This window comes from Streptacidiphilus sp. MAP12-20 (genome assembly GCF_041262525.1).
GTDB lineage: Bacteria > Actinomycetota > Actinomycetes > Streptomycetales > Streptomycetaceae > Streptacidiphilus.
Map to the genome: position 1 here is coordinate 217,606 of NZ_JBGCCK010000006.1, position 25,307 is coordinate 242,912.

Below are 25,307 nucleotides of genomic sequence, written 5' to 3' on the forward strand. Positions count from 1 at the left end.
TCAGTGCGGCGCCGTGAGCCCAGTGGCCGGGCGGACCGGCAGCATCATGGGCGGCCGTGGCCGCTGCGTGAAGTCGAAGTCCGAGGACAGGTCGCCCAGCGCCGGGGCGTTCTCGCGGACGTCCGGGCGCGGGTCGGGGCGGCCGTCGCTGGCCGGGTCGATCCGCTGGCCGTGAAGGAAGTCGTCCTCGATGAACTTGTCGAAGGCGTCGAAGGAGAGGGTCTGGTGGTCGATGTAGCCCTGCTTCGCGTAGGGGCTGATCACCAGGCCGGGCACGCGCAGGCCGTAGCCGTTCCGGTCGACGGGGGGCGGGGTGACATGGTCGTAGAAGCCGCCCCAGTCGTCCCAGGTCAGGAAGATGGCCGTGGAGCTCCAGTCCGGGCTCTGCATGATCGTGTCGATCAGCTTGGTGGTGTACGACTGCCCCGCGCTGACCAGCCCCGGCGGGTGCTCGCTGACCTGACCGGCAGGCGAGATCCAGGAGACGGCCGGCAGCGTGCCCGCCTTGGCCGCCGAGTAGAAGTTGTCCAGGGACTGGATGTTGCCCTCCTGGCCGTCGGCCTTGACCGTGTCGAAGTAGGGCAGCGGGTTCCAGATGCCCGGGGTCTTCGCGTTCTGCTCAACCGGCGAACAGGTGAGGGCGGCGGCGTCCGCGCAGTCCGGCTCGGTGCCGGTCATCACGTAGTAACCCCAGGGCACGTTGTTCTTGTGCAGGAGGTAGGTGAGGTCGGTCCAGGCGTAGATCGGCGGGTCGGACGGGCCGGCGTTCGCCTTCCGCCCGGCCATGAAGTCCGGCGGCAGACCCGGGCTCTGCAACGCGTTGGTGCAGCTGGCGGGGTTGTCGTGCTGGGTGCAGTATGCGGACCACTCGGAGACCAGGAAGAGATGGGCGGGCAGCGACCAGGACGCATTGGGCTCGAACATGTGGTCCTGCAGCACGTAGTTCTTCGCATAGGCCCAGTAGTTCGGAATGTCGCTGCCGTCGTGGTAACCCATCACGTCCGTGGAGCCCGTCGAGCGGGTCGAACCGGTCGCGCCGGTCGCGCCGCAGGAGGGGTTGTTGGGGTCCTTGCAGCCCTTGCGCCCGCGCTCCGCCTGCCCCACGAAACCGTTCATGGCGCCGCCGTTGACATCCGCGGTGGCGTTGGCCGCGCCGTGCGGGCCGCCGGTGTTCCGGTCGGCGGTGTCGTGGAACGGCTTCACGCAGGCGCCCCCGGCCGGGTCGGGCACGCAGACCCCGGCCGGGATGCCGTCCGCACCCGGATAAGTGCCGAAGTAGGAGTCGAAGGAACGGTTCTCCTGCATGATCACCACGACGTGTTTGATTGCGTGGATGCCTGCCGTGGCCTCCGTGCTCGCCGACGAGGCCGTCGGACCGGCGGGGCCACCGCCACTCGTGCACGCTGCCGTCATGACCGCCGCGGCAGTGAGCGTACCGAGTTTCCCGAGCCGTCTTCTCATCATTCCCTCCGAGCCGCGCTGCAGGGACGGCTCGCACGGTAGGGAGCGGGCTTGTGGAAACTCTGTGAGGGCCGGCCTCAGCGCCAACCGGTCACGCGGAAGTAGGACGGGTTGGTGACGCCGACCGGCCAGGCGACCGTGGTGCCCTTGGTCTGCATCGGCGCGTAGGCCACGGCCAGGGAGAGCCACTCGCCGTGCGGCGCGCTGCGGGACAGACGCATGCGGACCTGGAGCGTCACCGACTCACCGGGGCGGAGGCTGAGACCGCGGCTCGGGCCGATCTGGCCCGCCAGCTCGCCGAGCGCGGCGTCGAGGTTCACCCGCTGCCAGCGGCCGCCGCGCCGCGACTCGAGGCGCACCGCGTCCACGCGCAGCGTCCGGTCGCGAGCGCCGTAGACCAGCACCGGCTTGAGCTGCCCGCAGACCGAGCGGGTGCGGTTGCGCACGGTCAGCCGCAGCGTGGACCAGCCGCCGCCCGCGGCGTAGGCCGCGCGTACGCCGGAGAGGGTCACCGCCATCGGACTCGGCCGCGCCGCCCCCGCGCACGCCGCCGCGCGGGCAGGCGGCGCCGCGTGCGCGGGGAGCGCGCCCGTCCAGAGCGCGGCTCCCGCGCAGCAGCCGACTATCAGAGCCCGAGTCCCTCGCAAGTTCATCACTCAACGAACATGACACGTCACTCTCCGCCCCGCCGCTCGGCGCACCCCACTCGGAGCAGTGCCTGACGCGTCAGGCAGACTTCAAGGATGAGCATCATCGTCCGCCCCGCGCAGCCCTCCGAGTACGACGCCGCAGGTCACCTCGTCGCCGAGGCTTTCATCGCCGACGGCCACACCGAGCGTGACGGCGACTACGCGAAGCTGCTGCGCGACCCGAGCGACCGTGCCGAGCGCGCGGAGCTGCTGGTCGCCGTGGACGAGGAGACCGGCCTGGTCCTCGGCTCGGTCACCTTCGCGCCGCCCGGCTCGCCCTACGCCGACCTCGCCGTCGGCCGCGAGGGCGAGTTCCGGATGCTCGCCGTGTCCACCGACCCCGCCGTGCGCGGTCGCGGCGTCGGCGAGCTGATGGTGCGCGCGATCATCGCGCGCAGCCGCGAGCTCGGGCTGCCCCGGATCGTCATGTCGTCCCAGCAGCAGATGGTCCACGCCCACCGGATCTACGAGCGCCTCGGCTTCGTCCGCACCCCGGACCGCGACTGGTCGCCCATCCCTGGCATCGACCTGCTCACCTACGCGCTTGAGCTGGGCGAGCCGGAAGCTCGAACAGAGTAACGAAGAGCCTGTGTCTGCATCCCGGCCGGATCCGCCCGGGTCGTCTGGTGCGTGCGATCGCAAGGCGGCGGAGCGCCCTCGTAGCGGAGCTACGTGGGCGGTTCGCCAACGCAGCGAGCGTGCGTGCCAGGCGGGCCGGGTCCGGCCGGGGTGCAGACACAGGCTCTAGCGACACAACATCTGGTGGTGCTTTGCGAGAGCGCCACCAGATGTATGCTCATGCTCGCTGTCGACGCAGGGGAACCCGGTGTGATTCCGGGACTGCCCCGCAGCGGTGAGCGGCCCTGCCGCGAGTCCGATGACCTGCCGTCAGCGTGCCCTCGTGTACCCACGCGAAGGGCTCTGCACGTCCGGGCCTCGCGGGTGGGCCGACGGGTTGCTTCGCGCTGCCCTCCTCCCCTGTGGCCCACCCTCAGCCACCGGCCGCCAACGAGGAGCGAGCGCGTAGATGACGGACACAGCCGTCCCCACCCTGCCCCAGCCCACCCAGCAGTCCGCCGCGCAGGTCGCCGCCGACGCCCCCGGCACCGCGCTGCTGGTCACGCTCACCGAGCGCTCCGTCGACCTGCCGCAGGTCGACCCGGGCCGGGTCGCCGCCGCCGCGCTGCGCGGCCGCAGCGCGCGGGCCGACTACGCCGAGCTGCGCGGGCTGGCCATGGAGGCGGCCGCCGCCCTCATCGCCGAGGACCCGCAGTACTCGCGCCTCGCGGCGCGACTGCTGGCCGAGGAGGTCCGCGAGGAGGCCGCCGGACAGGGGGCGACCTGCTTCGCCGCGTCCGTGGCCGTCGGCCACCGCGAGGGCCTGATCGGCGACGCCACCGCCGCCTTCGTCGCCGCCCACGCGGACGAGCTGGACGCCGTCATCGACCCGCAGGGCGACGACCGCTTCGAGTACTTCGGCCTGCGCACCGTCTACTCCCGCTACCTGCTGCGCCACCCGATCACCCGTCAGGTGATCGAGACCCCGCAGCAGTTCATGCTGCGCGTGGCCTGTGGGCTGGAAATGGGAGGTGTGGAGCGAAGCGACTCGAACAAGGGTGGTGGCGGGCGACGGGTGGGCGGGGACGAGAAGTCCGTCGCCGAGGTCGCCTCGCTCTACACGCTGATGAGCCGGCTGGAGTACCTGCCCAGCTCGCCGACGCTGTTCAACTCCGGCACCCGGCACCCGCAGATGTCCTCCTGCTACCTGCTGGACTCGCCGCTGGACGAGCTCGACTCGATCTACAGCCGCTACGCGCAGATCGCCCGCCTCTCCAAGCACGCCGGCGGCATCGGCCTCTCCTACTCGCGCATCCGCTCGCGCGGCTCGCTGATCCGGGGCACCAACGGCCAGTCCAACGGCATCGTGCCGTTCCTGCGCACGCTGGACTCCTCCGTCGCCGCCGTGAACCAGGGGGGCCGACGCAAGGGCGCGGCCTGCGTCTACCTGGAGACGTGGCACGCGGACATCGAGGAGTTCCTCGAACTGCGCGACAGCACCGGCGAGGAGGCGCGCCGCACGCACAACCTCAACCTGGCGCACTGGATCCCGGACGAGTTCATGCGCCGCGTCGAGGCCGACGCCGCGTGGTCGCTCTTCTCCCCCGGCGACGTGCCCGAGCTCGTCGACCTGTGGGGCGCCGAGTTCGACGCCGCGTACGTCAAGGCCGAGCAGGCCGACCTGGCCATCCGCTCGATCCCGGCGCGGACGCTGTACGCCCGGATGATGCGCACCCTCGCGCAGACCGGCAACGGCTGGATGACCTTCAAGGACGCCTCCAACCGCGCCGCCAACCAGACCGCGCTGCCGGGCCGGACGGTCCACTCGTCGAACCTCTGCACCGAGATCCTGGAGGTGACCGACGACTCCGAGACCGCCGTCTGCAATCTCGGCTCGGTCAACCTCGGCGCGCACCTGGGACCGGACGGCGCGATCGACTGGGAGCGTCTGGACGCCACCGTCCGCACCGCGGTGACCTTCCTGGACCGGGTCATCGACATCAACTTCTACCCGACCCCCGAGGCCGGCGCGTCCAACGACCGCTGGCGCCCGGTGGGCCTGGGCGTGATGGGCCTGCAGGACGTCTTCTTCAAGCTGCGGCTGGACTTCGACTCCGCCGAGGCCAAGACGCTGTCCACGAAGATCGCCGAGCGGATCATGCTGGCCGCCTACGAGACCAGCTGCGACCTGGCCGAGCGGCTGGGCCGCCACGCCGCCTACGCGGAGACCCGCGCGGCGCGCGGTCAGCTCCACGTCGACCACTTCTCGACGGCGCCGACCTGGCCCGAGCGCTGGGACGCGCTGCGCGCCCGCGTCGCCGAGACCGGCCTGCGCAACTCGCTGCTGCTGGCCATCGCGCCGACCGCGACGATCGCCTCGATCGCCGGCGTCTACGAGTGCATCGAGCCGCAGGTCTCCAACCTCTTCAAGCGCGAGACCCTGTCCGGCGAGTTCCTACAGGTCAACCCCTACCTGGTGGCGGACCTCAAGCGGCTGGGCCTGTGGAACCCGATCGCCCGCGAGGAGCTGCGCGAGGCGAACGGATCGGCGCAGGACATCGCGGGCCTGCCGGAGGACCTCAAGCGCCTCTACCGCACCGCCTGGGAGCTGCCGCAGCGCGCGCTGATCGACCTCGCCGCCGCCCGCATGCCGTACCTGGACCAGAGCCAGTCGCTCAACCTCTTCATGGCCGCGCCCACCATCGGCAAGCTCAGCTCGATGTACGCGTACGCGTGGAAGGTCGGCCTGAAGACCACGTACTACCTGCGCTCGCGCCCGGCGACCAGGATCGCCCGCGCGGCCGTCCAGCAAGTCCAGAGTGCGCAGGAGGCCGAGGCGGTCGCCTGCTCCCTGGAGAACCCCGAGTCCTGCGAGGCCTGCCAGTAATGCCCGACGCCGACCCCGTGAAGCAGCAGAAGAACATCCTGGACCCGGGCTTCGAGCTGACGCTCCGTCCGATGCGGTACCCGGACTTCTACGAGCACTACCGCAACGCGATCAAGAACACCTGGACCGTGGAGGAGGTGGACCTCGCCTCCGACGTCGCCGACCTGGCGAAGCTGTCGGAGGGCGAGCGCCACATGCTCGGCCGCCTGGTCGCCTTCTTCGCAACGGGCGACTCGATCGTCTCCAACAATCTGGTGCTGACGCTCTACAAGCACATCAACTCCCCGGAGGCGCGGCTCTACCTGTCGCGCCAGCTGTTCGAGGAAGCCGTGCACGTCCAGTTCTACCTGACGCTGCTGGACACCTATCTGCCCGACCCGGAGGACCGCAACGCGGCCTTCGCGGCGGTCGAGAACATCCCCTCCATCCGCGAGAAGGCGCAGTTCTGCTTCCGCTGGATGGACAGCGTGGAGAAGCTGGACAGCCTGCAGACCAAGGAGGACCGGCGCCGGTTCCTGCTCAACCTGATCTGCTTCGCGGCGTGCATCGAGGGCCTGTTCTTCTACGGCGCCTTCGCGTACGTGTACTGGTTCCGCTCGCGGGGCCTCCTGCACGGGCTGGCGACCGGCACCAATTGGGTGTTCCGCGACGAGTCCATGCACATGGACTTCGCGTTCCAGGTCGTCGACACGGTCCGCGCGGAGGAGCCGGACCTGTGGGACGAGTCGATGGGCGCGCGGGTCACCGCGATGCTGGAGGAGGCCGTCGAGGCCGAGCTCCAGTTCGGCCGCGACCTGTGCGGCGAGGGCCTGCCGGGCATGAACGCGGACCAGATGCGGCAGTACCTGGAGTGCGTCGCCGACCAGCGCCTCGCCCGCCTGGGCCTGCCGGTCCGCTACGGCTCGGAGAACCCGTTCGCGTTCATGGAGCTGCAGAACGTCCAGGAGCTGACGAACTTCTTCGAGCGCCGGGTCTCCGCGTACCAAGTCGCCGTCGAGGGCTCGGTCTCCTTCGACGACGACTTCTGAGGGTCCGTCAGAGCAGCGTCTGCCAGTAGGACCAGAACCGGACCAGCACCATCCCGGCGACGGCCAGATACCAGAGCAACGGCCCGAACCAGTGCAGCACGAGCACGGCGTCGATCGTCCCCCGCCAGCCGGGCGGGGTGGGGATCACGCCGTGCTTGAGGTTGTGCAGCGTGACGTACCAGAACATCGGGAAGATGATCGCCCAGACCACCATGCAGTAGGGGCAGAGCGCCCCGATGCTGTACAGCGACTGGTAGACCAACCAGCAGATCAGCCCCAGCCCGAAGGTCACCCCGGCCTGCAGCCCGAGCCAGAACCAGCGCGCGTACCGCGCGCCGGCCAGCAGCCCCATCGCGAGCGCGAGCGTCACCGCGAAGCCGGCGATACCCATCAGCGGGTTGGGGAATCCGAAGACGGCCGCCTGCGGCTTGGTCATCACATTGCCGCAGCTGATGATCGGATTCAGGCTGCAGCTGGGCACGTAGCCCGGTTCGGTGAGCAGCTTGAAGCGTTCGTACGTCAGAGTGAACGAGGCGACGAAGCCGAGCAGGGACGTGATGATCAAAAACCACGTCATCGCCCGCCCGGCTCCGACCTCCTGTTGACTACTCTCCGTCATTCGGGACGATCTCGTAGCGCGGCGTGAGCTCGGCCATCTGCCGCAGGGCGTCCTTGCGGTCACGCTTGGAGAGCCGGTCGATGTAGAGGTACCCGTTCAGGTGATCCGTCTCGTGCTGCAGGCACCGCGCGAAGAATCCGGTGCCCTCGACGACGATGTCCTTCCCGTCCCGGTCCTGGCCCCGCACGACGGCGAAGTCCGGCCGCGCGAGCTCGGCGTAGGCCCCGGGCACGGACAGGCACCCTTCGTTCCCGTCGTCCAGGTTCCGCTGCGCGGGGTCGAGGTCGTCGAGCACGGGGTTCACGACGACACCGATGTGACGGACGTTGTCGTCGTCCGGGCAGTCGTAGACGAAGACCCGCTGGCCCACACCGATCTGGTTCGCGGCAAGGCCGACGCCCTCGGCGGCGTACATGCTCACGAACATGTCGTCGACCAGCGCCTGCAGCTCCGGCCCGAAGTCGGTCACCTCGGCACACGGGTGATGCAGGACGGGATTCCCGACCACGGTGATGGGTCGCGCCGTCCCCCGCGACGTGTCCGGCTCCTCACCGATCACCTGCTGCACGGGCGCTTCCAACTGCTCTTCCGACATGCTCTCGCCTTCAACGATCCCAGCTGTTATCCGTCAAAGGGTACGTTGCGTCGCGTTCGCTACCGCCTGTAGTTGCACTATCAGGGGCGCGGGGCTCTGCTGACTTGCCGCTCCGCGGCGTGGGCGCGACAAGCCACCCGTGGACGTGATTCACCGAACGCGCAGGGCCATCCGCGCAGAGTGGTTGCTCGCGCAGTTCCCCGCGCCCCTGGAGGTGATTGCAACGAACCCTCTCAGCAGACCTCTTCCAAGTCCCGGTACGCCCTGCGCCCCGGCGCACTCGCCGCCCAGCGGTCAAGGAGCTCCTGGACCAGCCCCTCCGGCGCCGCCAGACCGCACTCGCGCTCGGGTACCCACAGTTCCCCCTGTGCGTGGTGGCTCAGGCGGCCCAGAGGGCCGTCGTCGTGGGGGTCGTGCGCGCCGCTGTGGCCGTCGTCCGAGGCCATCCGGCTCTCCGAGCACGCTCGGCACAGCAGCCGGACCGAGGACGTCCAGTCCTCCGCCGCGTAGCCGGCCTCCGAGACCAGCCGTTCCAGCGCGTCACGGTCGCTCTCCGTCGCCGCCTGCAACAGCACCACATGCGTCGGAATCGGTGACGGCGCCCACAGCTCGATCTCGTCGAACACCGGGTACGGGACCCCGTCCGCCACGCGCTCCCCGTGCGGGGAGCCGTCGTGCAGCACGACCTCGCCCCAGCGGCGTCCGGAGGACGGCAGCGGGATGCTGAGGACCTCCACCCGCGCCGGGTCCAGGCGTCTGCCCCAGACCACCTCGGACTCGCCGTCCGGCGACAGCCGGACCGGCGTCGTGCCCAGGTCCAGGCTGACCACGCCGTCCCCGGCCGGCACCCGCAGGCCGTAGGCCTGCCACGCGCGGCGGGCCAGCGCCCAGTCCTGGAGGGCGGTCGCCGCGATGCCGAGGTTCCACCAGTCGGGCGCGCCCGTGTACGTGCCACGGTCGAGCAGCGCGACCGCGCGCAACCCCGCCGCCCGCGCCTGGTCCCAGTCGCGGCGGAACTTGTGCAGGAGCGCCAGATTGAACCAGGAGTCCGAGAGCCACGGTTCCAGATCCGTGGCACGGACCAGCAGCGCGCCCGCGTCGTCGAGCCGACCGTCACCGATGAGCGTGAAGGCGCGGTCGGTGGTCTGCCGCCAGCTGGCGGACGGCCTCTGCCGTGCACGATTGAAGATCTTCACCTCAGCCTGCCGCTTGTCGGTCCCCAGCACTCTGCGTACTTGCGATACCTGCGTACGTGCTTACCTGCTCAGCCGCGTACGTCAGGGCGTGCATGCGTTGCGTTGCTACATCCATAGGTCGACACATGGACCCGCAAGGCCCTGCATCAGCATCCAACCACGAGCACCCCCCTGCCCGCTGCCTACCCAGGCATCCGCTGGCAAACACGGGCCAATGCCTCGACAACCCGAGGTTCGTACTCCCTCGCGGTGTCCGCGCGTAACTGGGCCAGCACCTCCGCGCGGCGGGCCGGACCGGGGTCGTCGCAGGCGAGATCGTCGTACGCGTTGGCGGCCCGGATGATGCTGGCGGCCATCGGCAGCCCGGGGTCGCGGGTGCCGTCCGCGCGCCGGTACGGCTCGGCCAGCCGGGCCACGATCTCGGCGACCTGCGCCGGGACTCCGGTCCGACGGATCACCTCACTGCCGAGACGGCCGATCCGGCGCTGCTCCTCCTGCGGCAGCAGCGCGGTGGCGCCGCCGGGAATCGGGTCGACGAGGGAGAGCTGGCCGATGTCGTGCATCAGTGCGGCGTACTCCAGCAGCAGCAGATCGCTTTCCGGCAGCGCGAGTTCACGGCCCACGCCGCGCGCGAGCGCGGAGACGCGCAGAGCATGACCGGGCAGGGTGTAGCCCGCGACCTCGGTCGCGCGGGCGAGGCTGGCGATGGTCTGCCGCTGGGTGGCCCGGATCGCCGCGTAGCGGCGGAAGCCGGCCTGGGTCAGCAACAAGGGCACGGAGAAGAGCGGCAGCGCCCAGAGCCCGATCTCCCCGGCCGCGACCGAGATCACCACGCCGGTGGCGACGATCGCCGAGCCGATCCGCAGCAGCGCTCCGAACTCGTCCCGCAGCGCGCGTCCGAAGCGCGCGCCGGAGAGCAGCGCGCCGAGACCGACGTCCGCGAGGGCGGCGAGCGCCGCGCAGGCGGCGATGTAGGCCCCATAGCCGGGGCCCTCCTGGAGGCCGTGGCGCAGCAGCACGCCGTGGTTGTAGAAGGGCTGGAAGAGCAGCGCCGCGAAGCCGACGGAGAGGACCCGCCGCACGCCGGAGTCCCAGCCCGGCCGCCTGCCCTGCATCAACCTGGGGATCATGCCGACCAGCGCCGCGCCGCTGCAGACGATCACCACCTGGGCGACCCCGTGATGCGTCTCTGTCCCCGCGAGGCTGCCGAGCAGCGCGTACGCCAGCGCCCCGGCCGCACCCAGCGGTGCCTGCTCCCGCTCCCCCGGCAGGGGCGTCCTGACCAACTCCCCGACGGCGACCAGCCCGCCGAAGGCGAGGGCGATCCACGGCTCGACGAATCCGTAGCGGGCGATCCAGACAACGGAACTGACGAGCAGCAGGGCGGCCGCCGCGTAGACGACCCCGGCCCGCCAGGTCGCCGCGCACCCGCCGAGGCCGACCGAGCGCCACAGGGTGCTGAGCGGCCGCCCCCTGCCGGCAGGCTCCGTAGATCGGGTGCGTTCCTCCCCCACTCCCCGCGCGGATCCGGTCTGCTGGGACGGTATGGCCGGCAGGTGCGAGGGGAGTGCCGGGGCCCCGTCGGGGCGCGGGACTCCCGGGACGCGCTCGGGCTGCGTCATCAGGCCGCGCCCGCACGGGTCGGCTCGCGAATGCCGAGCGGCAGGTCGGGGGCGTCCTCGTCACCCGGCGCAGGCCCCACTGGCTCCCAGCCGTGCCGGCGGACGGCGCGGATCAGGGCGGCGACCATCACGGGGTCGAACTGGCTGCCCGCGCAGCGCTCCAGCTCCACGACCGCCTCGTCGACCGGGCGGCCCCGCCGGTACGAGCGGGTCGAGGTCATCGAGTCGAACGCGTCCGCGACGGCGATCACCCGCGCGAACTCCGGGATCTGCTCACCCGCCAGCCCGGCGGGGTAGCCGCGCCCGTCGATCCGCTCGTGGTGGTGCAGGATGCCCTCACGCGCCTCGCCCAGGAACCCGATCCCGCGCACCATCTCGTGCCCGAAGGTCGGGTGCAGTTGCACCGCCTCGTGCTCATCGTCCGTCAGCGGTCCGTTCTTGCGCAGCACCCGCGTCGGCACGCCGAGCTTGCCGATGTCGTGCAGCACGCCCGCGATCCGCAGCGAGGCGACCCGTTCCTCGGCCATCCGCAGCTCGCGGGCCATCAGCACAGACGCGCGGCTGACCCGCTCGCTGTGGCCACGCGTGTACTCGTCCTTGATCTCCACCGCCTGCACCAGGGCGCTGACCGTCGCCTGGTGCGCGGCCTCCTCCCGCTGGAACTGCGCGAAGACCCAGGAGGACACGGTCAGCGGCAGCAGCACCAACACTGCGGCGAAGGCGCCGTAGGGCCCCTGCCACAGCACCGCCATCGTCAGCCCGATCAGGCCGTACCCCAGGCACGGCACAAGCGAGCGCAGCAGCGCCCCGCGCCAGACCGTACGCGGATCGGCGCGCTCGGCCGCGACCCTGATCCCGCCGGCGAGCACACCCGTCACCACGCAGAAGCTGAGCGCGGCCAGCAGCGTCGGCCCAAGCACCTCGGGGAACTGATGCCGCGCCAGCTCTCCTGTGCCACCCAGCGCGTCGAACACCACGGCGGCCGCGCAGGCGGCGAGCGCGAGCTGCGCGGCGTTCCACGCCCGCCGCAGGGCGCGCGGCGGCGCGGCGGGGGTGAACACCGCGCCCATCACCGGCACCAGCGCCGCCTCGCCGGGCCGCAGCAGAACCGCTGCCGCGAGCAGCACCGGAAAGAAGGCCGCCCACGGACCGGGCGCGGCGGCGGTTCCCGCCGTACTCGACGCCTGACGCCGCATCAGCCATTCACAGGCGACGTACAGCCCCGCCAACACGACAACCCGGCTCCACGGCCCACCGCCCACCCCGCAGAGCGCTGTGCAGACCAACGCGCCGACGATCACCGCGACGGCATACACCTGCCCCCCGACCCCCAGGGGCTGTCCGCCCACGCCCGCAGTCGAGTTCGCGATCTCCGCCTTCGCCACCGACTCCGCTCCGCCTTCGCCAGGTCCAAGGCCCATCGGCCCGCCCGCCAGTTCATCGCAGAGCGACCGCACAGAGCGGACGTTCCACGAAAAACTCCACGATCGGGTGACTGGATACCCCGCCCCGAAGGCTTGATGCAGAGAGCAGCACGTTTTCTTCACACCGGCCAGCTGCAACGCCGAAAGGGGCGCGGGGCTCTGCCGCTATGCGGCTCCGCCGCCTGAGCGCGACAAGCTGCGGCTCGCGCTACCGCCCGCACTTGCAATGCCGAAGGGGCGCGAGGAACTGCGCGACAAGCCACCTTGTGACGTAGAGCCCCGAACGCGCAGGGCCATCCGCTCATCAGTGGTTGTTCGCGCAGTTCCCCGCGCCCCTCAGGAACGTGCAACCTCGGGTCGCTGCCTCGCTACTCCGTCGCGGCAGGTGCCGGTTCGGCGAGGACGTCGCCTTCGACGGGCAGGCCTGCCCGGATGCGGTCGATCCGCGCCAGCACCTTGCCCCGGAGATCCGCCGGCGCCGTGTCGCAGCAGGACCGCTTCACCAGCGCCTTGATCGCCGCCTCGAGCCCGTACATGTCCAGGCAGGGCGAGCACTCGTCAAGATGCTGGCGCAGCTTCGCGCAGTCCCCTTCGCCCATCTCGTTGTCGAGGTACTCGTACAAGTGGTCGAGCACGTCATCGCACGGTGTCTCGTGGTGGTTGCCGCAGCTCATGACTCCGCGCCTTTCCGGTCATCCCCCGTGCCACTTCCGGCCGGGACCAGCCCGCGGTCACGGGCGTAGTCCTCCAGCAGGGACCGCAGCTGGCGGCGTCCGCGGTGGAGGCGGGACATCACCGTACCGATGGGTGTCCCCATGATGTCGGCAATCTCCTTGTACGCGAAGCCCTCGACATCCGCGAGATACACCGCGATCCGGAACTCCTCCGGGATCGACTGCAGGGCTTCCTTCACGTCGCTGTCCGGGAGGTGGTCCAGCGCCTGCGCCTCCGCCGACCGCAAGCCCGTCGACATGTGCGACTCGGCCCGAGCCAGCTGCCAGTCCTCGATCTCCTCCGCACCGGTGCGCTGCGGCTCGCGCTGCTTCTTCCGGTAGGAGTTGATGAACGTGTTCGTCAGAATGCGATAGAGCCAGGCCTTGAGGTTCGTGCCCTCGCGGAACTGGTGGAACGAGGCGAACGCCTTGGCGAACGTCTCCTGCAGCAGGTCCTCCGCGTCCGCGGGGTTGCGCGTCATGCGCAACGCAGCGGAGTAGAGCTGGTCCAGGTAGCCCAGGGCGTCCCGTTCGAAGCGCAGCGAGCGCTCCGCCTCGGTCTCCTCGGTTTCCTTCGCGGCGACCGTACCCACCTCCTCAGCGATGACATGCTTACTCGCCAAGGAGCCTATCGGGCTCGCAGAGGAATCGCCCGCGGCGGGCCACTCGGCCCAGGCGAGGAACGACGCCGCCGTGTCCTCCTGGCGGGCCGGGCATGCGAGTGCGACCATGAGCTGCCTTCCACTGACGTGTCGTGTTCGATCCTGACAGTCGCCACAACCAACCAGCCCAGGCGTTCATTCCCGACCCGCGCGCGCCAGCGCGCCCGCGGCCCGCTCCGGCTCAGAAGAGCGTCCCCGCATCCTCCTTCTCCGGCTCGACCCGCTCCAGCAGTTCAGGACCGTTGTTGCGGAAGTTGCCGACCGCGGGACCGACCGGTCGCAGTTCCATCAGGCCGGGGGTGGGCGGGGCCAGCAGCGCTGCGGCCTCGTCCGCGTCGGTGAGCGAGCGGTCCAGCCAGTCGTCCCAGCGGTCGCGCGGGAGTATCAGCGGCATCCGCGGGTGCACGTGCGCCAGCTCGGGCTCGGCCGCGACGGTGATGATCGTGCAGGTGGCCAGCCAGGCCGCCGGGTCGTCCTCGGGGATGTTGCGATCGCGCCAGAACTCGTAGAGCCCGGCGAAGGCGAGCTCCGCGCCGTCCTTCGGGGTCACGAAGTACGGCTGCTTCTTCGGGGCCTTCTGTCCCGGCAGCTTCTCGGGCGTGTGCCACTCGAAGTAGCCGTCCGCCGGCAGCAGGCAGCGTCGGGTCGAGAAGGCACGCCGGTACGCGGGCTTCTCGTGCACGGTCTCGGCGCGCGCGTTGAACATCTTCACGCCCACGGCCGGGTCCTTCGCCCAGGACGGCACCAGGCCCCAGCGCAGCACGCGCAGCTGCCGCACGGGCTCCGGCCCCGCCTCCCGGACCGGACGCTCCAGCACCGCGAAGACGTCCTTGGTCGGCGCGACGTTCCAGTCCGCCGCCAGGGCCTCCTTCGGGTCCCACGTGGCGACCTCGAACAGCTCGACCAGGTCCTCGGGTTTACGGCTTGACGCGTACCTTCCGCACATGGTTCCCACCTTGCCAGGTCACCGGCGGCGATGGGGAGCGAACCGGAGGCTGGCCGGGCGGCGTCCCCGTGTGCGAGGCTGCACGCCTTGTCACGCCGCCCGTTCGAGAGCCCCGTGGAGAGCAGGAGCATGCAGCCGCACAGCATCAGCCAGGTCTGGGAACAGGTGACCGGCACCCAGGCCGCGCCCACCACCGCCGTGGTCTGGGCGACGGCCGCGGTCGCGCTGCTCGCGGTGGGCTGGCGGGGGCTCTGGCAGCTGACCAGGAACGTGGTCACCATCGCCCACGAGGGCGGCCACGCGCTGGTCGCCCTGCTGATGCGACGCCGCCTGCACGGCATCCGGCTGCACTCGGACACGAGCGGGCTGACCGTCTCCTCCGGCAAGCCGCACGGGCCCGGCATGGTGCTGACGGCCGCCGCCGGCTACGTCGCGCCCTCGCTGCTCGGGCTCGGCGGCGCCTGGCTGATCTCCGGCCGGCACACGACCGCGCTGCTCTGGGCCGTGGTGGTGCTGCTGCTCTGCGTGCTGATCGAGGTGCGGAACGCCTACGGCGTGCTGACCGTGCTGGTCACCGGCGGGCTCTGCTTCGCGGTCTCCTGGTTCGGCGGGGCGCAGCTGCAGGGCGCCTTCTCCTATCTCTGTGTCTGGTTCCTGCTGCTCGCGGGCGTCCGCCCGGTCGTCGAACTGCAGACCAAGCGCGCCCGCGGCCAGGCCCGCGACTCCGACGCCGACCAGCTCGCCCGTCTCACCCACCTGCCCGGACTGCTCTGGGTCACCGTCTTCCTCGTCGTCTCCCTCGGCTCCCTGCTCCTCGGCGCGCACTGGCTGCTGCCCGCACCTTTCTGACCTCGAACCATTTGCAGGCCGTAAGCTCAGGGGTCATGACCGCCGAGCAGCACTGGCCCGCCCCGACCGCGACCGATCCCGTGGACGCGGTGGTCACCGTGCCCGGGTCCAAGTCCGCGACCAACCGCGCGCTCGTGCTCGCCGCGCTCGCGTCCCAGCCCGGCTACGTGCGTCGGCCGCTGCGCAGCCGGGACAGCCTGCTGATGGCAGAGGGCCTGCGCGCGCTCGGGGTCGGCGTCGAGGACGAGCTCAACTCCAGCACCGGCGTCAGCGGCGGCGGCGACGCCTGGCGGGTGCTGCCCGCACCGCTGGCCGGACCGGCCGCCATCGACGTCGGCAACGCCGGCACGGTGATGCGCTTCCTCCCGCCCGTCGCGGCCCTCGCCGACGGCGAGGTCCACTTCGACGGCGACCCGCGCTCCCACGAGCGTCCACTCGGCGGCGTGATCGACGCACTGCGCGCCCTCGGCGCCCGCATCGAGGACGGCGGACGCGGCGCGCTGCCGATGACCGTGCACGGCACCGGCGGCCTGGTCGGCGGCACCGTCACCGTGGACGCTTCGAGCTCCTCCCAGTTCGTCAGCGCGCTGCTGCTCTCCGGCCCCCGGTTCCAGCACGGCGTCGAGGTCCGGCACGTCGGGGACCCGGTCCCCTCGCTGCCGCACATCCGGATGACGGTCGAGATGCTGCGCGCCGCCGGCGCCCAGGTCGACGCCCCCGAGGACGGCGGCGCCCCCGACGTGTGGCGGGTCACCCCCGGCGCGCTGCTCGGCCGTGACGTGGTCGTCGAACCGGACCTGTCCAACGCGGCGCCCTTCCTCGCGGCGGCCCTCGTCACCGCCGGCACCGTCCTCGTCCCCGACTGGCCGGAACGCACCAGCCAGCCGGGCGACCAGCTGCGTGACCTCTTCACCCGCATGGGCGGCTCCTGCGAGCTGACCGAGGAGGGCCTGCGCTTCACCGGCACCGGCCGCGTCCACGGCATCGACGCCGACCTGCACGCCGTCGGCGAGCTGACTCCGGTCGTCGCGGCCGTCGCCGCGCTCGCGGACTCGCCGTCGACGCTGAGCGGCATCGCGCACCTGCGCCTGCACGAGACGGACCGGCTGGCCGCGCTCGCCCGCGAGCTGAACGCGCTCGGCGGCGACGTCACCGAGACCGAGGACGGCCTGCGGATCGTCCCGCGCCCGCTGCACGGCGGTGTCTTCCACACCTACGAGGACCACCGTCTGGCCACGGCCGCCGCCGTGATCGGCCTGGTCGTGCCGGGCGTGGAGGTCGAGAACGTGGCCACGACCGCGAAGACCCTGCCCGACTTCCCCGATCTCTGGTCGGGCCTGCTCGGGGCGAAGGGCTAGGGGCACCGCCATGCGCCGTTACGGCAAGGACGCGGACGAGGACGACATCCGCAACCGTCCCTCCCGCAAGGGCTCCCGCCCGCGCACCCGGATCCGGCCGACCCACGAGGACGCGGCCGAGGGCATGATCCTCACCGTCGACCGGGGCCGCTTCACCTGCCTGATCGACGAGGGCGGCAAGAGCGAGCGTGAGATCACCGCGATGAAGTCGCGCGAGCTGGGCCGCAAGGGCGTGGTAGTCGGCGACCGGGTCGCCATCGTCGGCGACCTCTCCGGCGAGGCCGGCTCACTGGCCCGCATCGTCCGGGTGGAGGAGCGGGACTCGGTGCTGCGCCGCACGGCGGACGACGACGACCCGTACGAGCGGATCGTGGTGGCGAACGCGGACCAGCTCGCCATCGTCACCGCGCTGGCCGATCCCGAGCCGCGGCCGCGGCTCATCGACCGGTGCCTGGTCGCGGCGTACGACGCAGGCATGGAGCCGCTGCTGGTCCTGACGAAGTCGGACCTCGCCTCGGCGGAGACGCTGCTGGAGACCTACGCGCCACTCGGTGTGCGGCATGTCGTGACCAGCAGGGAGTCGCTGGCGACGGAGGGCGCGGAGGCCGTGCGGGAGGTGCTGCGCGGGCTCTCGACGGTCTTCATCGGCCACAGCGGCGTGGGAAAGACGACACTGGTCAACGCGCTGGTCCCGGAGCACCAGCGGTCGACGGGCGTCGTCAACGCGGTGACCGGCCGCGGCCGCCACACCACGACCTCGGCGCTGGCCCTGCGCCTGCCGGCGAAGAAGGGCCAGGAGACCGGCTGGGTCATCGACACCCCGGGCTTCCGCTCGTTCGGGCTCTCTCACATCGACCCTTCCCGGGTGATCCTCGCCTTCCCTGACCTGGTCCCTGGCACCGAGGGCTGCCCGCGTGCGTGCTCGCACGACGAGCAGGACTGCGCGCTCGACGCGTGGGTCGCCGACGGCCACGCGGACCAGGCCCGCCTCTACTCCCTGCGGCGGCTTCTCTCCACCCGCGAGGCCCGCGAAGGCGACTGAGGCCCGGAGGGCGAGGGCACCGCCAGGGGCGCGAGGCTCTGCTTGATTCACTACGTGCGCGACAAGCCACCCTGCGAGGTAGAGCCCCGAACGCGCAGGGCCATCCGCACGCCGGTGGTTTCTCGCGCAGTTCCTCGCGCCCCTAAAGGGTTCCCGACGTGCCGAAAGTCCCCGCGTATCCGATCATGGTCAGGACGTATCCGCTCGCCCCGGAGGGTTCCTTGGCCTGGTTGCTGGTGATCATCGCCGGGATTCTGGAGACCGGCTTCGCTGTCTGCCTCAAGCTCAGTCACGGCTTCACCAAGATCTGGCCCACCGTCGGCTTCGCCTGTTTCGCCCTCGGCAGCTTCGGCCTGCTGACCACCTCGCTCAAGACCCTCGACGTCGGCCCCGCCTACGCCGTCTGGACCGGCATCGGCGCTGCGGGAACCGCGATCGTCGGCATGATCTGGCTGGGTGACATCGTCTCCGCGCTCAAGCTGGTGTCGATCGCTTTCGTCCTGATCGGCGTCGTCGGACTCCAGCTCAGCGGTTCAGGTCACTGACACGACGCCCCCCTCCCGGCGCCCGCCGGAAGGGGAGCGATCACCGCGTCACCCGCAGAACGCGTTCTCCGGCAACCCCGCACACGGCCGGTTCATCGTCGCCTGCGCGACGATCGGCGCCAGGTCGAGGCCGGTCCGCTGCGGGTACGTCGCACCCGGCACCGGGCACTGCCCGAAGCCCGCCGCGCAGACCAGCTCGCCGAAGAGCAACTGGTCGTCGCCGACGCCCGCGCCCGCCCCGCACGGCGTGCCGTCGACCGCGCCGCTCTGGATGGACGCCGGGTCGCTCGTCAGCGCGCTGCCGCCGATCACCCGGTTTCCGGCGAAGCAGTTCCGCGGCGAGGTCGTCGACTCGTTGGCGAGGTCCGCGTTGGTCGGGTTCCCGAAGAAGCCGACGTGGCTGAAGGTGTTGCCCTCGACCACGTTCCCGTAGGAGAGGAAGAGGCAGACGCCCGTCAGCTGCACGCCGCCCTCGCAGTGGCTGGTCGGCGGCGGGGTCTCGGTGTCGGGGAAGTCGTGCAGCACGATGCCCCAGCTGCCCTGCCGCACGATCCTGTTGTCCCGCATCGTGTTGTTGTGCCCGCCGGAGATCTCGATGCCGACGCCGATCACCGGGGCCAGCCCGGAGACCGGGGCGTTCGGGTTGTTGTTGTCATGGATGAAGTTGTGCTCGATGAAGGTGCACGAGGTCTGCGGTGCGCCCACGCAGCTGCCGTCCTGCGGCGGTGGGGCGTCGTCGTTGTTCAGCGAGTTCGGCGCGATGCCGGTGCGGTTGTGGTCGAACTCGGAGTTGCGGATGGTGTAGCCGCCCGAGTTGGTCCCGGAGAAGCCCAGCGCAGAGTTCTGGCCGTGGGCGTCCGTCAGGGTCACCCCGCAGATGTTGCGGCAGGCGCCGACGTAGTAGTCGGAGTCGCCCATGTTCGACGCGTAGGTGTGCGCGAGGACCGCCGGTCCGGTCGCGTTCGACGCGAAGATCCCGTACTGGGCCATCGGCGCGCTCGCGACTGCCGAGCCGTAGCCGGAGGTCGCGGTCAGGTACGCGCCGTGGTAGCCGTGCAGCCCGATCTGCCCGCTGCCGTCGCCGCCGTTCCACCAGATCTGGTTGCCGCCGCCGTAGCCGCCGGAGAGGTAGTTGCAGACGGTGAGGTTCTCGATCGACACGTTGTCGGCCTTGGCCACGACGATCCCGCTGCGCCCGGTCGTGTCCTGCGACGCCGGGTTGGCAGGGCAGGGTCGAGCCGCCGTGCCGTTGCTGCCGTCGATGACGACCCGGTTGCGGTCGAGCCCGCGTACGTGGATTCCGGGCGTGGTGATCAGCACGCCGGCGTGGTCCGTGGCCTTCTCGTGGTAGACGCCGGGCCAGATCAGCACCCAGTCGCCCCGGCGCGCGGCGTCGACGGCGGCCTGGACCGTCCGGTACTGGTGCTGGTGCTCCGCCTTCGGACAGGGCGAGGTGCTGTCGTTGCAGACCAGCAGCACCCGCGCGTCGTCCCGGTCGTGCGCCGACGCTGACGCCGACGCGGGCGCGATCCCGCCCAGCGCCAGGGTCACCGTCCCGAGCAGGGCCAGCAGGAGCCTCTTGCGTCTCGGTGCCGATCTCACAGGCAATCCCCTCCCAGCAAACATGAGCTGACGTCATGTCAGCTCGGCCCAGAGTCGGCGTGCTCCCCGGCGAAGTCAATCCCCCGCGCAGCTCGCCCATCGATCAGGTGCGCCGCGGCACGGGGCGGCGCTGGCCCCGCACCCCCGGCGATCGTTACTGTTCGGGGCATGGCCGACTACTCCGACGATCTGCGCCTCGCCCACGTGCTGGCGGACCACGCGGACTCCGTGACGCTGGACCGCTTCCGCGCGCTCGACCTCGCGGTCGAGACCAAGCCGGATCTGACCCCGGTCAGCGACGCGGACAAGGCCGTCGAGGACCTCCTCCGCGGCGACCTCCAGCGCGCCCGGCCACGCGACTCCGTCCTCGGCGAGGAGTACGGCACCTCGACCGGGCAGAGCCCGCGCCGCTGGGTGATCGACCCGATCGACGGCACCAAGAACTTCATCCGCGGCGTCCCGGTCTGGGCGACGCTGATCTCGCTGATGGAACTCGGCCCCGGCGGCGACCAGCCCGTCGTCGGCCTGGTGTCCGCGCCCGCGCTCGGCCGCCGCTGGTGGGCGGCGCGCGGAACCGGCGCGTTCACCGGCCGCAGCCTGACCCGGGCGTCCCGGATCCACGTCTCCGACGTCTCCCGGCTGGAGGACGCGTCCTTCTCCTACTCCTCGCTGACCGGCTGGGAGGAGCGCGGCAAGCTCGACTCCTTCCTCGACCTCACCCGCGCCTGCTGGCGCACCCGCGCCTACGGCGACTTCTGGTCCTACATGATGGTCGCGGAGGGTGCGGTCGACCTCGCCGCCGAACCCGAGCTGAGCCTGTGGGACATGGCCGCCAACTGTGTGATCGTCGAGGAGGCGGGCGGGCGCTTCACCGGCCTGGACGGCGTCCCCGGTGTCCGCAGCGGCAACGCGGTCGCGAGCAACGGGCTGCTGCACGGCGAGGCCCTGAGCCGCCTGGGCTGATCCAGCTAGGTTGATCCGGCCTTTACGGCGGCGGAGGGTACGGTTACCAGAGTCTCTTCCTGCTCTCCCCTGCCTGAGGACTGCCCGTGTCCTGGATCAGTGACCATCTGCTGGCACTCAACGGCACGCTGGTGCTGATCGCCGTCTTCCTGCTGCCCGCGCTCGAGTCGAGCGTCTTCCTCGGATTCCTCATCCCGGGCGAGACGGCCGTCGTCATCGGCGGCGTGACCGCGTACAACGGCCACACGCAGCTGTGGGCGGTGCTGCTGGTCGCGGTCCTCGGCGCGGTGATCGGTGACAGCATCGGCTACGCGGTGGGCAAGCGCTGGGGCGACACCCTGCTCGGCCGGATCCCGGCGCGGCTGATCAAGCCGTCGAGCGTCCGGCAGAGCAAGGAGCTGATCAAGCGGCTCGGCGGCAAGGCGGTCTTCGCCGGCCGCTTCGCCGCGGCGCTGCGCGCGCTGGTCCCGGGGCTCTGCGGGGTCTCCGAGATGCGGTACCGCACGTTCGCGGTGTGGAACGTGCTCGGCGGCGTCTTCTGGGCGACGGGCTTCGTGCTGCTCGGCTATTTCGCGGGCGCGGGCTGGCACAAGGTCGAGCACTACGCTTCCCTCGCGAGCTGGATCGCCGTCGGCGTGGCGGCCCTGGTGATCGTCGGCCTGGTGCTGCTGAAGCGCCGCGCGGAGAAGAAGGCGGAAGCCTGGCTGGACACCCCGGAGACCGAGGAATCGACGGTCTGAATCTTTTTTCGCTCCCCATGTCACACTCCTGCCGAGGGCGGGGTCAGGGCAGTGACGAACTCGTTCGAAGCCTGATGGGGAGCTTGAAATGTCGACTGCCTATACCGTTGTCACCGTCGTCGGAGCAGCGCTGGCCGCGTTCTCGGCCGGCTCGATCTTCTGCAACGCCAAGTGGGTCACCGAGCCGCTGACGCAGTACCGCGTCCCGCGCTCGTGGTGGCCCTGGCTCGGCGGGGCCAAGGCCGCGGGGGCGGTCGGGCTGCTGATCGGCCTCTCCGTTCCGTTCATCGGCGTGGCGGCGGGGATCGGCCTGGTCCTCTACTTCACCGGCGCGGTCATCACCGTGGCCCGCGCCCACTCGTACGCGCACATCCCGTTCCCCCTGATCTACATGGCCCCTGTCGTCGCCTCGCTGGCCCTCGCCTCCTGAGCCCCGCAGCGGCTCCAGGGGCGCGGGGAACTGCGCGAGAAACCACCCTGCACGGATGGCTCTGCTCGCTCGGGGACCCACCGCCCAGGGTGGCTTCTCGCGCAGCTGTCAGCTGGAACGCAGCGCAGCGACCGCTTCCTCCAGGCGGTCACGAGCCGTACCTCCAGGTCGTCCTTCATCCATCCGGTGCCGAATCCGACCCTTTATTAGATATAGTCCAAGTTCATATCTTGACTAATCTCGAACAGGCTCCGGCCCTTTGCTACCCTCTCCCCATGAGCGACCTGCTGGAACGACTTCGAAGCCGCGGCTGGCGACTGACCGCGCAGCGGCGCGTCGTCGCACAGGTCCTGGACGGCGACCACGTCCATTTCACCGCCGACGAGATCCACGCGCGCGCCGTGGACCTGCTGCCGGAGATCAGCAGGGCGACGGTCTACAACACGCTGGGCGAGCTGGTGACGCTCGGCGAGGTCCTCGAAGTCAGCACGGACGGCCGCGCCAAGCGCTACGACCCGAACGCGCACCACGCCCACCAGCACCTGATCTGCGAGGCCTGCGGCACGATCCGCGACGTCCACCCTTCGGGCGACCCCCTCATGGCCCTGCCCGCGACGGAACGCTTCGGCTTCGCCATCTCCGGCGTCGAAGTCACCTACCGCGGCCTCTGCCCCACCTGCGCTACGCGCCAGCCGTAGGCAACTGGGGAAGCCGCACTGTCAGGGGCGCGGGGCTCTGCTCGATGAACTGCATGCGCGAGCAACCACCCTGTGCGGATGGCCCTGCTCGTACGGCGACTCCCCACTCTGGGTGGCTTGTCGCGCAGTTCGTCGCGCCCCTGGGAGGTTGCAACTTCCCTACTGATCTCAGGCGGAAAGCTCCGCGCGTAGCGCTTCCAGCAGGCGTTCCGCCCGTTCCGTGACCGCCTCGGGACCCAGCTCCGCCGCGCGGACGCACCAGACCCGTGCCTCCCGCAGCTCGCCGCGGCGCGCAGCGATGAGCGCCAGGCGCAGCGCGGCGCGACCGTGGCCGGCTTCCGCCGCTGTCGCGTACCAGCGGATCGCCTCCGACTCGCCGCCCTCGCGGGCGAGCAACAGCCCGAGGTTGAAGGCCCCGCTGCGGCTGCCCCCCTCAGCCGCCCTGCGGTACCAGAGCTCGGCCTCCTCCGTCTCGCCCCGCTCCGCCGCCCGCACGCCGACCCGGACCTGGGCCCGGCCGTGTCCCGCCTCCGCGGCCTTGCGATACCACCGCTCCGCGTCCGCGCCTCGGCGGCCGGACTCGTCCTCCCTGCGCTCCAGCAGGACCGCCAGCCGGAACGCGCCCTCCGCCGAGCCGCCGTCCGCGGCCTGCCGGTAGCGCGCGATCGCCGCGCCGAAGTCGCCCCTGCGCTCCTTGGCGACGCCCAGCTGCAGGGCCGCGTCCGCGTGCCCCTCCGCTGCCGCGCGGGCGTACCACTCCTGCGAGGAGTGCAGCTCGCCGCGGTCGGCGTGCAGAATGCCGAGGTTGTAGGCGGCGTCCACCGACCCCGCCTCTGCGGCCTTGCAGAACCACGGCTCCGCGCCAGGCGTGTCGCCGCGCTGCAGCAGCATCACGGCGAGCGCGTTGCCCGCCTCGCGGTGGCCGGCGTAGGCGGCGCGGCGGTACCACTGCTCGGCCATCGCGTCCTGGCCCTGTGCGGCTGCCATCAGCCCGAGGTTGAACGCCCCGTTGTGGTCGCCCGCGTCGAGCGCGGTGCGGTACCACTGCTGGGCCATCTCGGTCTCGCCCCACTCGTCGTGCAGCGCGCCGAGCGCGTTCGCCGCGTTGCCGTCGCCGGCCTCGGCCGCCTCGCGCCACCAGTCGGCCGCGCCGACCGCGTCGCCGAGGTCGCGCAGCAGAAAGCCCATGGCGCAGGCCGCACGCGGCTCGCCCGCCTGCGCGGCCTGCCGGTACCAGTGGGCCGCGTCCTCGCGGTCGCCGCGCGCTTCGAGCAGGCTGCCGAGGCGCAGCGCCGCGGCGGCATGGCTGCGCGCGGCCGCCTGGCGGTACCAGGGCTCTGCCCCGGCCGGGTCCTTCGCCGACTCCCTGAGCCGACCGAGCCGGTAGGCGGCCTCGCGGTGACCGACCTCGGCCGCCGCGCGGAACCACTTCTCCGCGCGGGCGTCACGTCGGTGTTCGAGCAGGTCGGCGAGGGCGAAGGCACCACCGGTGTGGCCCTGCTCGGCGGCCTGGAGCAGCCAGTACTCGGCGCCGGGCTCGTCGCCGTGGTCGCGCAGGTGCAGACCCAGGGCATGGGCGGCCGGTGCGCTCCCGGCGACTGCGGCGGCACGCCACCAGTAGCCGGCCTCCTCACGGTAGCCGCGCTGGTGCAGCAGCACGCCCAGGTTGTTGGCACCGGCCCGCAGACCCGCTGCGGCGGCGCGGCGGAGGTGGGGCTCGGCGGCCCCCAGCTCGCCACGACGGAGCAGCAGCGCGCCCAGCAGGCTGGCCGCACCCGCGTCCCCCGCCTCTGCGGCATCGCGGTAGCGGGCCTCCAGCGCGCCTTGCTCCCGCGCGGCGAGGACGGCTTCGAAGCTCTCGGCGGCGTCGACGCTCCCCGCGTCGCCCAAGCCCTCAGCGAAGCTCGCGTGTCCGTCGGGGACGCCGGGGTACTCGAAGGTGGGATCGGAGTCGAAGGCCGCCTCGTCCAGCTGGGCGTCCTGGGCGCGCTGCAGCGGCAGCCGCCCCGCCTGCTCGGCCCCTGCCGGGCCTCCAGCCATTACCGACATGTCGACTCCCGCGTCCGCCGGGGCTGCGGGCACCCCTGGTACGCAATCTCCCCCATCGAGCTCATCGTCGCACCATCCGCAACCCGCGTACACCTGGTATACCGCAGCTTGTGAGGGTACTTCAGCGCTTTGTCGATTTCGCGACACATCTACCGTGCAACACCTGTGCGATGGCCTGCCACTGACGTCCCGTGACGCCAGGTGAGCCCCACCTTCCCCACCGGGGCCGGAATAAGACTGACCGTCAGATTCCCTACCCGTTCGGACCATCGGAGGCGCCCGTCGGAGACACCAGGGCCCACGACAGAGAACAGGCCCGGTGCCTAAGCACCGGGCCTGTCTCTTTCAGTAGCGGGGACAGGATTTGAACCTGCGACCTCTGGGTTATGAGCCCAGCGAGCTACCGAGCTGCTCCACCCCGCGTCGTTGTGTCTCTACTGTACGACACCGTCGCCGATCAGAGCAAATCGATATAAGCGAGGCGCCGTGCAGCGAAGCGGAAACGATGAAGGCCCGGTGCCTGAGCACCGGGCCTTCATCTTGAGTAGCGGGGACAGGATTTGAACCTGCGACCTCTGGGTTATGAGCCCAGCGAGCTACCGAGCTGCTCCACCCCGCGTCGTTGTGTCTT

Annotated in this window: 23 protein-coding genes, 2 tRNA genes and 1 riboswitch; of the genes, 11 read left to right on the top strand and 14 right to left on the bottom strand. The window is 71.1% G+C overall.

Annotation, left to right across the window (positions count from 1 at the left end; genetic code table 11):
• Both ABIA32_RS10295 and ABIA32_RS10300 read right to left on the bottom strand, forming a co-directional pair.
• Nucleotides 1–1,314 (bottom strand): alkaline phosphatase family protein, encoded by a 1,314-nt coding sequence (locus tag ABIA32_RS10295; RefSeq protein WP_370093692.1) that lies wholly within the window; start codon nucleotides 1,312–1,314, stop codon nucleotides 1–3.
• 224 nt (nucleotides 1,315–1,538) lie between these two features.
• Nucleotides 1,539–2,108 (bottom strand): hypothetical protein, encoded by a 570-nt coding sequence (locus ABIA32_RS10300; protein WP_370093693.1) that lies wholly within the window; start codon nucleotides 2,106–2,108, stop codon nucleotides 1,539–1,541.
• A 96-nt stretch (nucleotides 2,109–2,204) separates the two neighbouring features.
• On the opposite strand from ABIA32_RS10300, the gene ABIA32_RS10305 reads away from it, so the two are divergent.
• The 3 genes from ABIA32_RS10305 (at nucleotide 2,205) to ABIA32_RS10315 (ending at nucleotide 6,623) form a co-directional block, all read left to right on the top strand.
• Nucleotides 2,205–2,729 carry a GNAT family N-acetyltransferase gene (locus ABIA32_RS10305; RefSeq protein WP_370093694.1) on the top strand — a complete coding sequence of 175 codons (525 nt, stop codon included), beginning with the start codon at nucleotides 2,205–2,207 and terminating at the stop codon, nucleotides 2,727–2,729.
• 167 nt (nucleotides 2,730–2,896) lie between these two features.
• Nucleotides 2,897–3,055: riboswitch (cobalamin riboswitch) on the top strand.
• Nucleotides 3,056–3,177: 122 nt separating this feature from the next.
• The gene (locus ABIA32_RS10310) at nucleotides 3,178–5,595 is read left to right on the top strand and encodes a ribonucleoside-diphosphate reductase subunit alpha (protein WP_370093695.1); all 2,418 of its coding nucleotides are present in this window, start codon (nucleotides 3,178–3,180) and stop codon (nucleotides 5,593–5,595) included.
• Complete coding sequence (locus ABIA32_RS10315) at nucleotides 5,595–6,623, top strand: ribonucleotide-diphosphate reductase subunit beta (protein WP_370093696.1); 1,029 nt, start codon at nucleotides 5,595–5,597, stop codon at nucleotides 6,621–6,623. Before ABIA32_RS10310 ends, ABIA32_RS10315 begins: the two co-directional genes overlap by 1 nt.
• A 7-nt stretch (nucleotides 6,624–6,630) precedes the next feature.
• Here ABIA32_RS10315 and ABIA32_RS10320 read toward each other — a convergent pair whose 3' ends face one another.
• From ABIA32_RS10320 to ABIA32_RS10355, 8 genes are all read right to left on the bottom strand, one after another.
• Nucleotides 6,631–7,188, bottom strand: coding sequence for a vitamin K epoxide reductase family protein (locus ABIA32_RS10320; RefSeq protein ID WP_370093697.1), 558 nt, complete (start codon nucleotides 7,186–7,188; stop codon nucleotides 6,631–6,633).
• A 40-nt stretch (nucleotides 7,189–7,228) separates the two neighbouring features.
• A complete protein-coding gene (def, locus tag ABIA32_RS10325) occupies nucleotides 7,229–7,837 on the bottom strand; it encodes a peptide deformylase (protein WP_370093698.1) in 609 nt (202 codons plus the stop codon).
• A 233-nt stretch (nucleotides 7,838–8,070) separates the two neighbouring features.
• Nucleotides 8,071–9,033 carry a tetratricopeptide repeat protein gene (locus ABIA32_RS10330; protein ID WP_370093699.1) on the bottom strand — a complete coding sequence of 321 codons (963 nt, stop codon included), beginning with the start codon at nucleotides 9,031–9,033 and terminating at the stop codon, nucleotides 8,071–8,073.
• Nucleotides 9,034–9,215: 182 nt separating this feature from the next.
• Nucleotides 9,216–10,655: an HD-GYP domain-containing protein gene (locus ABIA32_RS10335; RefSeq protein ID WP_370093700.1), complete on the bottom strand. Its 1,440-nt coding sequence runs from the start codon at nucleotides 10,653–10,655 to the stop codon at nucleotides 9,216–9,218.
• Nucleotides 10,655–12,004, bottom strand: a complete 1,350-nt coding sequence (locus tag ABIA32_RS10340) for an HD-GYP domain-containing protein (RefSeq protein ID WP_370093701.1) — start codon at nucleotides 12,002–12,004, stop codon at nucleotides 10,655–10,657. The genes ABIA32_RS10335 and ABIA32_RS10340 overlap by 1 nt, the downstream gene beginning before the upstream one ends.
• 443 nt (nucleotides 12,005–12,447) lie before the next feature.
• A complete protein-coding gene (gene rsrA, locus ABIA32_RS10345; protein WP_370093702.1) occupies nucleotides 12,448–12,753 on the bottom strand; it encodes a mycothiol system anti-sigma-R factor in 306 nt (101 codons plus the stop codon).
• Complete coding sequence (locus ABIA32_RS10350) at nucleotides 12,750–13,523, bottom strand: sigma-70 family RNA polymerase sigma factor (RefSeq protein WP_370093703.1); 774 nt, start codon at nucleotides 13,521–13,523, stop codon at nucleotides 12,750–12,752. Before ABIA32_RS10350 ends, rsrA begins: the two co-directional genes overlap by 4 nt.
• Nucleotides 13,524–13,635: 112 nt before the next feature.
• Entirely contained in the window at nucleotides 13,636–14,400 is a 765-nt protein-coding gene (locus tag ABIA32_RS10355; RefSeq protein ID WP_370093704.1) for an SOS response-associated peptidase, read from the bottom strand.
• Nucleotides 14,401–14,529: 129 nt separating this feature from the next.
• On the opposite strand from ABIA32_RS10355, the gene ABIA32_RS10360 reads away from it, so the two are divergent.
• From ABIA32_RS10360 to ABIA32_RS10375, 4 genes are all read left to right on the top strand, one after another.
• Nucleotides 14,530–15,249 (top strand): M50 family metallopeptidase, encoded by a 720-nt coding sequence (locus ABIA32_RS10360; protein ID WP_370093705.1) that lies wholly within the window; start codon nucleotides 14,530–14,532, stop codon nucleotides 15,247–15,249.
• Between the two features lie 35 nt (nucleotides 15,250–15,284).
• Nucleotides 15,285–16,607 (top strand): 3-phosphoshikimate 1-carboxyvinyltransferase, encoded by a 1,323-nt coding sequence (aroA, locus tag ABIA32_RS10365; protein ID WP_370093706.1) that lies wholly within the window; start codon nucleotides 15,285–15,287, stop codon nucleotides 16,605–16,607.
• Between the two features lie 10 nt (nucleotides 16,608–16,617).
• Complete coding sequence (rsgA, locus tag ABIA32_RS10370; RefSeq protein WP_370093707.1) at nucleotides 16,618–17,649, top strand: ribosome small subunit-dependent GTPase A; 1,032 nt, start codon at nucleotides 16,618–16,620, stop codon at nucleotides 17,647–17,649.
• A 221-nt stretch (nucleotides 17,650–17,870) separates the two neighbouring features.
• Complete coding sequence (locus ABIA32_RS10375) at nucleotides 17,871–18,194, top strand: multidrug efflux SMR transporter (RefSeq protein WP_370093806.1); 324 nt, start codon at nucleotides 17,871–17,873, stop codon at nucleotides 18,192–18,194.
• Nucleotides 18,195–18,242: 48 nt separating this feature from the next.
• Here ABIA32_RS10375 and ABIA32_RS10380 read toward each other — a convergent pair whose 3' ends face one another.
• Complete coding sequence (locus ABIA32_RS10380) at nucleotides 18,243–19,796, bottom strand: hypothetical protein (RefSeq protein ID WP_370093708.1); 1,554 nt, start codon at nucleotides 19,794–19,796, stop codon at nucleotides 18,243–18,245.
• A gap of 168 nt (nucleotides 19,797–19,964) precedes the next feature.
• On the opposite strand from ABIA32_RS10380, the gene hisN reads away from it, so the two are divergent.
• The 4 genes from hisN to ABIA32_RS10400 all read left to right on the top strand — a co-directional run bounded on the left by hisN (nucleotide 19,965) and on the right by ABIA32_RS10400 (nucleotide 22,627).
• Nucleotides 19,965–20,759, top strand: a complete 795-nt coding sequence (gene hisN / locus ABIA32_RS10385) for a histidinol-phosphatase (protein WP_370093709.1) — start codon at nucleotides 19,965–19,967, stop codon at nucleotides 20,757–20,759.
• Between the two features lie 86 nt (nucleotides 20,760–20,845).
• Nucleotides 20,846–21,499, top strand: coding sequence for a DedA family protein (locus ABIA32_RS10390; protein ID WP_370093710.1), 654 nt, complete (start codon nucleotides 20,846–20,848; stop codon nucleotides 21,497–21,499).
• 88 nt (nucleotides 21,500–21,587) lie between these two features.
• On the top strand, nucleotides 21,588–21,929 hold the full coding sequence (locus ABIA32_RS10395) for a DoxX family protein (RefSeq protein ID WP_370093711.1): 342 nt from the start codon (nucleotides 21,588–21,590) through the stop codon (nucleotides 21,927–21,929).
• A 275-nt stretch (nucleotides 21,930–22,204) separates the two neighbouring features.
• Complete coding sequence (locus tag ABIA32_RS10400) at nucleotides 22,205–22,627, top strand: Fur family transcriptional regulator (RefSeq protein WP_370093712.1); 423 nt, start codon at nucleotides 22,205–22,207, stop codon at nucleotides 22,625–22,627.
• A gap of 168 nt (nucleotides 22,628–22,795) precedes the next feature.
• Here the strand turns inward: ABIA32_RS10400 and ABIA32_RS10405 are convergent, their stop codons facing one another.
• The 3 genes from ABIA32_RS10405 to ABIA32_RS10415 form a co-directional block, all read right to left on the bottom strand.
• Nucleotides 22,796–24,667, bottom strand: coding sequence for a tetratricopeptide repeat protein (locus ABIA32_RS10405; RefSeq protein WP_370093807.1), 1,872 nt, complete (start codon nucleotides 24,665–24,667; stop codon nucleotides 22,796–22,798).
• A gap of 358 nt (nucleotides 24,668–25,025) precedes the next feature.
• Nucleotides 25,026–25,099: transfer RNA gene (locus ABIA32_RS10410), tRNA-Met, on the bottom strand.
• Between the two features lie 122 nt (nucleotides 25,100–25,221).
• Nucleotides 25,222–25,295, bottom strand: a tRNA-Met gene (locus ABIA32_RS10415).
• Nucleotides 25,296–25,307: the final 12 nt, after the last annotated feature.